Genomic DNA, 11581 nt, shown 5'->3' on the forward strand with positions numbered 1-11581 from the left:
GAGCAAAGCCTGCAGCACCTTGAGCAACTGCGACAGCGACACCACGCCCGGCACCAGCTCTTCTGCCAGCTTGGGCGAGCTTTTGGCCAGCAATTGCATGAGTTGCTGCACTTCTTCGTGCCCGATCAGCTCGCTGGAGTGCTTGTACAGAATCTGGTTCAAGTGAGTGGCCACTACTGTACTGGCATCGACCACAGTGTATCCCAGCGACTGCGCCTGGGCACGCTGGCTGACTTCGATCCAGACCGCCTCCAGACCAAAAGCCGGATCTTTGGCGGTGATGCCGTTGAGCGTGCCGTAGACCTGCCCCGGGTTGATCGCCAGTTCGCGATCCGGGTAAATCTCCGCCTCGGCCAGGATCACGCCCATCAGGGTCAGGCGATAGGCACTCGGCGCCAGGTCGAGGTTGTCACGAATGTGCACAGTGGGCATCAGGAAGCCCAGGTCCTGGGACAGCTTCTTGCGCACGCCCTTGATCCGCGCGAGCAATTGCCCACCCTGATTGCGGTCCACCAGCGGGATCAGGCGATAGCCGACTTCGAGGCCGATCATGTCGATCGGCGTCACGTCATCCCAGCCAAGCTCTTTGGTTTCCAGGGCGCGGGCCGGCGATGGCAGCAGTTCCTGCTGGCGCTGAACCTCTTGCAGGGCCTGCACCTTGACGGCGTTTTGCTTCTTCCAGAACAGGTAAGCGCCACCGGCGGCCAGCGCAGCCATGCTCAGGAAGGAAAAGTGCGGCATGCCGGGCACCAGCCCCATCACCGCCATCAAGCCGGCGGCCACGGCCAGGGCCTTGGGCGAGGCGAACATCTGGCGATTGATCTGTTTGCCCATGTCTTCCGAACCGGAAGCACGGGTCACCATGATTGCCGCTGCGGTGGACAACAGCAGTGATGGCAATTGCGCCACCAAACCGTCACCGATGGTCAGCAGCGCGTACACCTTACCGGCGTCGCCAAACGTCATGCCGTGCTGGAAGATACCCACGGCCATGCCGCCGATCAGGTTGATAAACAGAATCAACAGGCCGGCAATGGCGTCACCGCGCACAAACTTGCTGGCACCGTCCATCGAACCGTAGAACTCGGCTTCCTGGGCCACTTCCGAACGGCGCGCCTTGGCCTGGTTCTGGTCGATCAGGCCGGCATTGAGGTCGGCGTCGATCGCCATTTGTTTGCCGGGCATCGCATCGAGGGTGAAACGTGCGCTCACCTCGGAAATCCGCCCGGCACCCTTGGTTACCACGACGAAGTTGATGATCATCAGGATCGCGAAGACCACGATACCGACGACGTAGTTACCGCCGATCACCACCTCACCGAAGGCCTGGATCACCTTACCGGCGGCGGCGTGGCCGTCCTGACCGTGGAGCATTACTACCCGCGTCGACGCCACGTTCAAGGCCAGCCGCAGCAACGTCGCGACCAACAGAATGGTCGGGAACACCGCGAAATCCAGCGGCCGCAAGGCGTACACGCAGACCAGCAGCACGACGATCGACAGCGCAATGTTGAAGGTGAAGAACACGTCCAGCAGGAACGGCGGCACCGGCAACATCATCATCGCCAGCATGACCAGCAGCAACAACGGCACGCCCAGATTGCCTCGACTGAGGTCGGCAATGTTCGAGCGAGCGTTGTTGATTAACTGAGAGCGATCCACCGGTTTTCCCCGTTCCTTTAAAGCAAACTTTTGACGCCCGACACAGGCGCACGGCGGCTATTGCAAGAAGCCTTCCAACTTTTGCCAACGGATGAAACAGAGAGGGTTAATTCAGGAATTGTGGTGTTGCCTGGGCGGGCCTGATCGCGGGCAAGCCCGCTCCCACAGGTTGTGTGTCGACGGGTGATTTGGCGGTTATTCCTGCTTCTGTGGGGGCCGGCATCACCGGCACACAACTCAGGAGTCGCGACGCAAATCCGGCGGAATCGGCAAGTCGTCCTTGAGCGGATCCGGGCGCTTGCCCTTGCCCGCGCGGAATTGGCGGATCTGGTAGACGTAGGCCAGTACCTGCGCGACCGCCAGGTACAAGCCGCCAGGGATTTCCTGGTCGAGTTCGGTGGAGTAGTAGATCGACCGCGCCAGCCCCGGCGACTCAAGGAGCATGACGTTGTTGGCCACGGCGATTTCACGAATTTTCAGAGCCAGGAAGTCGCTACCCTTGGCCAGCAGGACTGGCGCCCCGCCCTTCTCCGAATCGTATTTGAGCGCCACGGCGTAGTGAGTCGGGTTGGTAATGACCACGTCGGCAGTCGGAATCGCCGCCATCATCCGCCGTTGGGACATCTCGCGCTGAGTCTGGCGAATCCGCTGCTTGACCTCTGGCCGGCCTTCTTGATCCTTGTGCTCGTCGCGCACTTCCTGCTTGGTCATCAGCAGTTTCTTGTGGGCTTCCCAGAGCTGCACCGGCACGTCGACCGCCGCGATGATGATCAACCCGCAAGCCAGCCACAAGGTACTCCACCCCACCAGCGTCACGCTGTGAATGATCGCCCGATCCAGCGGTTCGTGGGCGATGCGCAAGAGGTCGTCGATGTCCGCGGACAACACGGCCAGGGCCACGAACAGGATGATAAAGAACTTGGCCAGGGCCTTGAGCAGCTCTACCACGGCCTTCGAGGAGAACATGCGCTTGAGCCCGGCGCCGGGGTTCATGCGGCTGAACTTGGGCGCCATGGTGCCGGCGGAGAACAGCCAGCCGCCCAGGGAAATCGGGCCGATCAGGGCCGCGAGCAACAGCGTGATCATCACCGGCTGGATGGCCAGCAAGGCGATCAGCCCTGAATGCAGGAGGAAGGTCCCCATGGATCGCTGGTCGAGGATGACTTCGCGCGACAGCGAGAAATTCATGCGCATCAGGTCCATCATTTCCTGGGCGAGCGCACCGCCGAAGATCAGCAGCGCGGCCGAACCGGCGAGCATGATGGCCAGGGTGTTGAGCTCTTTGGAACGGGCGATCTCGCCCTTCTCCCGGGCGTCCTTTTTCTTTTTCTCCGTGGGGTCTTCTGTCTTGTCCTGACCGCTCTCGCTCTCTGCCATGGCTCAGCGCGCCCGTGCCAGTTCGCGCAACCACTGCAGGGCCTCGGAGGCCAGTGGTTGATACTGATTGATGATGTCGGCGAGCCCGACCCAGACGATGAACAGCCCGAGCACCAGGGTCAGCGGGAAGCCGATGGAGAAGATGTTGAGCTGCGGCGCGGCCCGGGTCATCACGCCAAACGCGATGTTGACCACCAGCAGCGCCGTGATCGCCGGCAATACCAGCAGCAATGCGGCCCCCAGCACCCAGCCGAGCTTGCCGGCCAACTCCCAGTAATGCGCGGTCATCAACCCACTGCCGACCGGCAACGTGGTGAAGCTCTCGGTGAGAACTTCGAAGACCACCAGATGGCCGTTCATGGACAGGAAGAGCAGCGTAACCAGCATGGTGAAGAACTGCCCGATCACCGCCACCGAGACACCGTTGGCCGGGTCGACCATCGAGGCGAAGCCCATACCCATCTGGATCGCGACAATCTGCCCGGCCACCGCGAAGGCCTGGAAAAACAGCTGCAAGGAAAATCCGAGCACAGCGCCGACCAGAATCTGCTCGGCGATCAACAGCAGACCACTGAGATCAAGCGGGCTGACTGCCGGCATCGGCGGCAGCCCCGGAACAATCACCACGGTAATCGCCACGGCGAAATACAGGCGCACGCGAGTGGGCACCAGGGTCGTGCCGACAATGGGCATGACCATCAGCAGCGCGCCGACGCGAAACAACGGCAACATGAAGGTCGCCACCCAGGTGCTGATCTGGGTATCGGTCAGTTGCAGCAGCGACTGCATGGCTTAGCCAATGACCTGGGGAATACTGCCGTACAACTGCAGGATGTATTCCATGAAGGTCTGCACCAGCCACGGCCCGGCAACGATCAGCGTGACCAGCATCACCAGCAGTCGCGGCAGGAAGCTCAACGTTTGTTCGTTGATCTGGGTCGCTGCCTGGAACATCGCCACCAGCAACCCCACCAGCAAGCTCGGGATCACCAGCACGGCCACCATCAGGGTGGTCAGCCACAGCGCCTCGCGGAAGATGTCTACCGCCACTTCCGGCGTCATGGCGACACACCGCCGAAGCTGCTGGCGAGCGTGCCGATGATCAGTGCCCAGCCATCCACCAGCACAAACAGCATGATTTTGAACGGCAGGGAAATGATCAGCGGCGAGAGCATCATCATACCCATCGCCATCAGCACACTGGCCACGACGAGGTCGATGATCAGGAACGGAATGAAGATCATGAAGCCGATCTGGAACGCGGTTTTCAGCTCGGACGTGACGAACGCGGGTACCAGAATGGTCAGCGGCGCCTGATCCGGGGTGGCAATGTCGGTGCGCTTGGACAGGCGCATGAACAGCTCCAGATCACTGGTGCGGGTCTGCGCGAGCATGAAGTCCTTGATCGGCACCTGAGCTTTTTCCACCGCTTGCTGAGCCGTGAGTTTCTCGGCCAGATACGGCTGCAACGCATCGTTGTTCACGCGATCGAACACCGGCGCCATGATGAACATGGTCAGGAACAGCGCCATGCCGGTGAGGATCTGGTTCGACGGCGTCTGTTGCAGACCGAGGGCTTGCCGCAGGATCGAGAAGACGATGATGATCCGCGTGAAGCTGGTCATCAGGATGACCGCCGCCGGGATAAAACTCAGCGCGGTCATGATCAGCAGGATCTGCAGACTGACCGAATACTCCTGCGCGCCGTCGGCGTTGGTGCCCAGCGTGATTGCCGGGATCGACAACGGATCGGCGGCGAACGCCAGCGGCGCGGCCAGCAACAGGGCCAGCGTCAAGACGATGCGTAGCGCACCCATTACTTCGTATCCTTCTGATCCTTGCCGAGAATCTTCAGCAACTGCTGGGCAAAATCCGGCGTGGCTTTTTCACTGGTGCTCGGCACTGGCACCGGCTCTTTGAGCACGTGCAGCGCGGTGATGGTACCGGGGCTCAAGCCGAGCAGAATCTGCTCGTTGCCGACCTGGACCAGCATCAAGCGATCCCTTGGGCCGAGCGCGCGCGAGCCGATCAACTCGATCACCTGGCCCTTGCCCGCCGGGCCTGCCTGCTGCACGCGGCGCAACAGCCAGGCGAGGAAGAAGATCAGGCCCAGCACCAGCAGCAGACCGAACACCAGTTGCGTCAATTGCCCCGCCACCCCACTGCCCACCGCCGGCGTCGCGGCAGCCGTGGCCATCGGTTCGGCCGCCAGGGCGCTCAAGGGCAATGCCAACAAAAACCCAGGACCCTGTTCACTCAGCGCAGCTTCTTGATGCGTTCGCTTGGGCTGATCACGTCCGTCAGGCGGATGCCGAACTTTTCGTTGACCACGACCACTTCACCGTGAGCGATCAGCGTGCCGTTGACCAGCACGTCCAGCGGCTCACCCGCCAGGCGATCCAGCTCGATCACCGAACCCTGGTTGAGTTGCAGCAGGTTGCGGATGTTGATGTCGGTGCTGCCCACTTCCATCGAGATCGACACCGGGATGTCTAGGATCACGTCCAGGTTCGGACCGTCCAGTGTCACCGGATCGTTGTTCTTCGGCACGCTGCCGAACTCTTCCATCGGCAGACGCGAGCCGCTGGATGCGTCGGCCGCCAGCAGTGCGTCGATGTCAGCTTGACCATCACCGGTTTCTTCCAGGGCAGCAGCCCATTCATCAGCCAGTGCCTGGTCGTCCTGGGCGTTCATATCGTCGTTCATCATGTGTCCTCGGCGGGCAACAATTCAGTTAATGCAAAAAGGGAGGGTGGCGCCGCTTCAGCGGCGCTCGATCGGCTCGATCACTTGCAACGCGAGGTTGCCTTTGTGCGAGCCCATCTTGACCTTGAAGGCCGGCACGCCGTTGGCGCGCATGATCATCTCTTCCGGCATCTCGACCGGGATCACATCGCCCGGCTGCATGTGCAGGATGTCGCGCAGTTTCAACTGGCGGCGGGCAACGGTAGCGCCGATCGGTACGTCGACATCGAGCACGTCCTGGCGCAGGGCGTTGACCCAGCGCTCGTCCTGATCGTCGAGGTCCGACTGGAAACCGGCGTCGAGCATTTCGCGCACCGGCTCGATCATCGAGTACGGCATGGTCACGTGCAGATCGCCGCCACCGCCATCGAGTTCGATGTGGAACGTGGAGACCACGATCGCTTCGCTCGGGCCGACGATGTTGGCCATGGCCGGGTTCACTTCCGAGTTGATGTACTCGAAATTGACTTCCATGATCGCCTGCCAGGCTTCTTTCAAGTCGACGAACGCTTGCTCCAGCACCATGCGCACCACGCGCAGTTCGGTCGGGGTGAATTCACGCCCTTCGATCTTGGCGTGACGGCCATCGCCGCCGAAGAAGTTGTCCACCAGCTTGAACACCAGTTTGGCGTCAAGGATGAACAGCGCGGTGCCGCGCAACGGTTTGATCTTGACCAGGTTGAGGCTGGTCGGTACGTACAGCGAGTGCACGTATTCGCCGAATTTCATCACCTGTACGCCACCGACGGCAACGTCCGCCGAGCGACGCAGCATGTTGAACATGCTGATGCGGGTGTAACGGGCAAAACGCTCGTTGATCATTTCCAGAGTCGGCATGCGTCCACGGACGATGCGATCCTGGCTGGTCAGGTCGTAGCTTTTGACACTGCCGGGTTCGGCAGCGTTATCGGTCTGTACCAGACCATCGTCGACGCCATGCAACAGCGCATCGATTTCATCCTGGGACAGCAGATCCTGCACGGCCATGTCGTGTTCCTACTGCAGTACGAAATTAGTGAAAAGCAACTGTTCGATCACCACTTTGCCCAGCTCTTTCTGCGCCACTTCCTGGACGCTGGCTGTGGCCTTCTGGCGCAACATCTCTTGCCCGACCGGGGTCGCCAACGTGGCGAAATCCTGACCGGAGAAGAGCATTACCAGGTTGTTGCGAATCACCGGCATGTGCACTTTGAGCGCTTCCAGATCGGCTTGATTGCGGCCCAGCATGGTGATGCTCACCTGCATGTAGCGCTGACGGCCGTTCTGGTTATAGTTGGCCACGAACGCCGGCGCCATGGGCTCGAAGATCGCTGGCTGCTTGCCGACCGGCGCAGCATCGGCGGCCTCGGCAGGCTTGCTCTGGGCGCTGTGCATGAAGAACCAGGTCGCCCCCACGGATGCACCAATGGCCAACAGCAACGCCAGCACGATCACGATGATCAGCTTGAGTTTGCCTTTGGTTGCGGGGTCTTTCACTGCTGCTGTTTCGCTCTTCGCCATGCCAATAATCCGTCACTATTCGGGTTTTCACAGTCGCACGGCAAGGCAAGAGCAAGTGTTATGCCATGTAAGGAAAACTGCGTGGGGATGGAAGCGCAAAAGATCGCCGCCTGCGGCAGCTCCTACAGGGGATACACGATCCATTCTGCAGGAGCTGCCGCAGGCTGCGATCTTTTAAAAGGGCACCGCCGATGTGTCAGGCGTAATAGTCGACTGCACTGGAGCCGATCACGCTGGTGGCTGCGGATACTTGCGCAACCGCCGGGGCGAGGTCTTCATCCATGGCGTCCAGACGACCGCCACCGGCTTGCGCGCGCCCGGCCTGACTCTGCTGGGCCTGTTGCTGATCCTGGCCCCGGGACTGGTCGGAGACATTGACGTCGACCTGCCCCATGCCCTGCTGCACGAACATCTCGCGCAGCCGGTGCATTTGCCCGTCCAGCGCTTCGCGAACGCCGGGATGGGCGCTCATGAAGGTTACCTGGGTCTGCTGGTCGGGCACCATGTTCACCCGGATGTCCAGGCGGCCAAGCTCGGCCGGCTGCAACTGGATATCGGCCGCCTTGAGGTTGGCGCTGGAGAGATACATCACGCGGTTGACCACTTCCTCGGTCCAGCCGCTCTGGTGCATGGCGATGGGCTGGTTTACCGGGATCGCGTTGGCGGTCTTGGGCGTGGCCGCCTGGGTCAGTGCAGCCAGGCGGTTGGCGAAATCTTCGACGCGGGTGTCGCCGGTCGAGGCTTTCAAGTCCTTGAGGCCATCATCGATCAGGCCGCTGAAGGCCTTCTCTCCTCCCTCGCTGGTACTGTCCTTGCCGGCTTGCACGTCCAGCATATTGGCCAGGCCGGAGGCGAAATTCTGCGCCGAAGTCGGCTCGCCGTCTGCCTGGGTCGGGGAAGCCTTGGCTTGCGCCTGACTGGAAGCGGACACATGCCCGCTCTGCTCAAGGGCCATGCGCACGGCTGGAAGCGCATCGAGGGGGTCGGCTTCAGGATCGAAATCCGGGTCGGCAGCGACGGCTGCAGCCGCCAGTGCGGCGGCGGTAGCGGGGTCGAGCGCAGGCTCGGTCGCCGCGACAGGGGTGGCGGGCTGAGACTCAACCACGGGCGCAGTTGCAGGGTCAGCCGCAACCGTTGTGTCGCCGGTCTCGTCACGGGTGACCTTATCGTCGACCTGCGCCGGTTTGTCGGCGGGCAAGGATTTGCCGCTATCGGCAACTTGAGGTTTCGCAGCGGCAGACTTGTCGTTGCCCAAGTCCTTCTTTGCAGCGAAGTCAGGCGACTTGTCGCGCACCGTCCGGGCAGCGGTGTCAAACCCGTCAGCAGGCCTGGTTCGCTCCTGCCGGGCATACACGTTAGCGAAGCTCGAGGCCTTGCCCGCAGGCTCGGCGGGCGACGCCAAGGGATTGGCGGATGCGGGTTGAGCCTTGGCCTTGGCGGCGGCCTGAAGCAGAAAATTCGGGGTAACGGGCATGGGACAGTCTCCGCCGCACTGTGGTCGATGATACAAGTGGATGGATTACTGCAAAGGTCGAGCCAGGTTTACTGAGCTGACGCTAGACGGACCGCGTGATGTGACTGCCTGCGAGGGAGCGCTCGGCCTGATAGAGAGGAAGAACCAAAGCAAACTCGGAGCCGATCGCATGGACGAGTTTTTCCAGCTCGCCCTGTTCGGTGCTTCTGCCGTTTTTGGCGCGCTGCTCCAGCTCATTGCATAACTCTGCAAGGCGAACCGCCCCCATGTTGCTGCAACTGCCTTTAAAACTGTGGGCAGTTTCCATCAGCTGCGCGGCATCCTGCGTCCCGCGCAAGATAACCAACCGCTCTTCGGCGTCGGCAAGGAAGATATCCAGCAACATCGGATATTCATCTTCCATGACTTCCTGCAAGGCGCGCAAAACGTCGCGATTCAGATGTGGGGAATCCACTTGTTCACTCCTTGATCAAGAATGGGCAGGATTATGCCAGAGCCTCCCAGAAAAACTCCACGTGAGCACTGCGACCATCGTCGGACCACCGGGCGTTACGCCCCAATTGTCGGACCAGGCTGATACCACGTCCCGACAAACGGACACTGTCCAGCGGTCGCTCGATCACCCGAACCACATCAAATCCCTTGCCACTGTCTTCCACCCGAATGGTCAGGCAACCGCCCTCGCCCTCCGGCACCACCTGCAGGTGCACGCGCACGTAACCCGCATCCAGGGCATCCAGGCGCGTGTTGCGCTCCTGATAATAGCGGGCAAATCCCAGGGCATCGCGCTTGAGACTGGAGTCGAGCCCGAGCACGCCGTGCTCCAGGGCATTGGAATACAGCTCCGCCAGCACAGTGTACAGCGCTCCGCTCCGGGCCCGCAGGCCGTGCACTTCGCTGAGCAGTTGCAGCAGGTAGGGCAGTGGATTGAAGCGCTTGAGCGAGGCGGCGCGAAATTCGAAGCTGACGGACCAGTCCAGCGGGCACGACTGCCCACTGTCGGAGTAGACCAGTGTCGGTGGGCGCATTTGCGCCGCGTCGATCAGGCTGACTTCGAGCAGACTGACATCGTCCCGGGCTTGCCCGCGAAAATCATCCAATGCCTGCTCGATTTCCTGGAACAGTGCATCCGGCTGCCGGTTGGCGGCAAACACTTGCTGCAGGCGCTCCACTCCGAACAGCTGTTCGTTGGCATCGCAGGTGTCGATCACGCCATCGGACAACAGGAACACCCGATCACCCACCGCCATGGGCAGCACTTCGGTGCGATCGTCGAACGCCTGCGGGCTCAGCACCCCCAGCGGCAAATGCCTGGCCGGCAACGGCGTGCGCTCGCCAGTAGCGATCCGGTGCAGGTAGCCGTCGGGCATGCCGCCATTCCAGACTTCCACCGAACGCCGCTGAAAGCTCAGGCACAACACGGTCGCGCAGCAGAACATGTCCACCGGCAGGATGCGCTTGAGCTTGGCGTTCATCTCGCGCAGGGTCTCGGCCAGGCCATAACCCTTGGCGGTCATGCCATAAAAGACTTCGGCCAACGGCATCGCGCCCACCGCCGCTGGCAGGCCATGCCCGGTGAAGTCGCCGAGCATGACATGCATGTCACCGGCCGGGGTAAACGCGGCCAGCAGCAGATCGCCGTTGAACAACGCGTAAGGCGATTGCAGGTAACGGATGTTCGGCGCACTCAGGCAACCGGAATGCGCCACCTTGTCGAACACCGCTTTGGCGACGCGCTGTTCGTTGAGCAGGTAGTCGTGATGCTTGGCGATCAGGTCGCGCTGTTGCAGCACCGTAGCTTGCAGACGTCGCAAACGATCCATCGCCTTGATTTTGGCGGCGAGGATCACCTGGTTGTACGGTTTCGCCAGAAAGTCGTCACCCCCGGCTTCCAGACACCGCGCCAGCGCTTCGCTTTCGGTCAGCGACGTCAGGAAGATAATCGGCACCAGGGTTTCGCCGGCCAGCTCCTTGATCTGCCGGGCCGCCTCGAAACCGTCCATCACCGGCATCATCGCGTCCATCAACACCAACTGCGGGTGCTGCGAACGAAACGCCTCGACGGCCTCGGCGCCGTTGGCGGCGGTCAACACCGCATGGCCCTGGCGGCGGACGATGGTCGACAGCAACAGGCGATCGGCCGCACTGTCCTCGGCGATCAGGATCGTCAGTGCTTCAAGCGGCGACTGCACCGAATTCAACTGATGTCGAACAGTTTGTCGAAATTGGAAATGGCGAGGATCTTTTTCACGTCGATGCTGCTGTTGACCACGCGAATGTCGGAGTGGTCGCCGCCAGCGTGATCGCGCAGCAACAGCAGCATGCCCAGGGCGGAACTGTCGAGGTAGGTGGCGTCCTTCAGATCCACCACCACAGCATTGAGGTTCCTGTCCTCATAGGACTGGCGAAACTCTTGATGCTTGGCGAAATCGAAACGACCCTTGATCGATATCGTCAGTTTTTGCCCATCCGGGGAAACTTCTGAGACGACTGACATTGTTGGCTTCCTTGTCTTGGGGGAACTTGCTTGTACAAGGTTTAGCATTTGGTGGTGACAGGAGCAAGATCAAAAGATCGCCGCCTTGCTGTACACCGCCTTGCAGGAGCTGCCGAAGGCTCGGGCCGCGATCGGACGATCTTTTGGGGCGGATATTAAAAGGGTTTTGCCGCGGCAGCCGCTGGGACAATTCATCCAGCAGCTTCTGCTCACGCTTGTCCTCCAGGCGGCGCGCCTCATCCATGTAGCGCAGCACCAGTTTGCGCAATCCTTCCACTCGGGCATAGGCCTGCTGCCAGGTGTCGCGCGCCTTGTTCAGGTTGTTC

General features: G+C 61.3%; 13 protein-coding genes and 1 pseudogene. All 14 read right to left on the reverse strand.

Translation table 11 applies throughout. The annotated features are described in order from the left end of the window. Positions 1–1662 (reverse strand): flagellar biosynthesis protein FlhA (locus JFT80_RS18210; protein WP_201148808.1); only part of this gene is annotated, 1662 nt, incomplete at its 3' end. Positions 1663–1899: 237 nt separating this feature from the next. Further along, positions 1900–3039, reverse strand: a complete 1140-nt coding sequence (flhB, locus tag JFT80_RS18215; RefSeq protein WP_201148809.1) for a flagellar biosynthesis protein FlhB — start codon at positions 3037–3039, stop codon at positions 1900–1902. 3 nt (positions 3040–3042) lie between these two features. Then, positions 3043–3828 carry a flagellar biosynthetic protein FliR gene (gene fliR, locus JFT80_RS18220; protein WP_201148810.1) on the reverse strand — a complete coding sequence of 262 codons (786 nt, stop codon included), beginning with the start codon at positions 3826–3828 and terminating at the stop codon, positions 3043–3045. Positions 3829–3831: 3 nt separating this feature from the next. Next, complete coding sequence (fliQ, locus tag JFT80_RS18225) at positions 3832–4101, reverse strand: flagellar biosynthesis protein FliQ (RefSeq protein ID WP_046816911.1); 270 nt, start codon at positions 4099–4101, stop codon at positions 3832–3834. Continuing rightward, a complete protein-coding gene (fliP, locus tag JFT80_RS18230; protein ID WP_064121002.1) occupies positions 4098–4856 on the reverse strand; it encodes a flagellar type III secretion system pore protein FliP in 759 nt (252 codons plus the stop codon). The genes fliQ and fliP overlap by 4 nt, the downstream gene beginning before the upstream one ends. Further along, positions 4856–5236: a flagellar biosynthetic protein FliO gene (gene fliO, locus JFT80_RS18235; RefSeq protein ID WP_201148814.1), complete on the reverse strand. Its 381-nt coding sequence runs from the start codon at positions 5234–5236 to the stop codon at positions 4856–4858. Before fliO ends, fliP begins: the two co-directional genes overlap by 1 nt. A 59-nt stretch (positions 5237–5295) precedes the next feature. Continuing rightward, entirely contained in the window at positions 5296–5745 is a 450-nt protein-coding gene (gene fliN / locus JFT80_RS18240; protein WP_008077656.1) for a flagellar motor switch protein FliN, read from the reverse strand. A gap of 57 nt (positions 5746–5802) precedes the next feature. Beyond that, entirely contained in the window at positions 5803–6771 is a 969-nt protein-coding gene (gene fliM / locus JFT80_RS18245; RefSeq protein WP_038363850.1) for a flagellar motor switch protein FliM, read from the reverse strand. 9 nt (positions 6772–6780) lie between these two features. After that, on the reverse strand, positions 6781–7284 hold the full coding sequence (gene fliL / locus JFT80_RS18250; protein WP_201148811.1) for a flagellar basal body-associated protein FliL: 504 nt from the start codon (positions 7282–7284) through the stop codon (positions 6781–6783). A 196-nt stretch (positions 7285–7480) separates the two neighbouring features. Continuing rightward, the gene (locus tag JFT80_RS18255) at positions 7481–8758 is read right to left on the reverse strand and encodes a flagellar hook-length control protein FliK (RefSeq protein ID WP_201148812.1); all 1278 of its coding nucleotides are present in this window, start codon (positions 8756–8758) and stop codon (positions 7481–7483) included. Positions 8759–8840: 82 nt separating this feature from the next. Then, entirely contained in the window at positions 8841–9212 is a 372-nt protein-coding gene (locus JFT80_RS18260; protein WP_122837943.1) for an Hpt domain-containing protein, read from the reverse strand. A gap of 31 nt (positions 9213–9243) precedes the next feature. Beyond that, positions 9244–10959: a fused response regulator/phosphatase gene (locus JFT80_RS18265; protein WP_201148813.1), complete on the reverse strand. Its 1716-nt coding sequence runs from the start codon at positions 10957–10959 to the stop codon at positions 9244–9246. Next, positions 10956–11255 carry an STAS domain-containing protein gene (locus tag JFT80_RS18270; RefSeq protein WP_122837941.1) on the reverse strand — a complete coding sequence of 100 codons (300 nt, stop codon included), beginning with the start codon at positions 11253–11255 and terminating at the stop codon, positions 10956–10958. Before JFT80_RS18270 ends, JFT80_RS18265 begins: the two co-directional genes overlap by 4 nt. Positions 11256–11412: 157 nt before the next feature. After that, positions 11413–11581, reverse strand: a pseudogene (locus tag JFT80_RS18275) (flagellar FliJ family protein); the annotation flags it as partial.

It is taken from the genome of Pseudomonas sp. TH10 (assembly GCF_016651255.1).
GTDB lineage: Bacteria > Pseudomonadota > Gammaproteobacteria > Pseudomonadales > Pseudomonadaceae > Aquipseudomonas.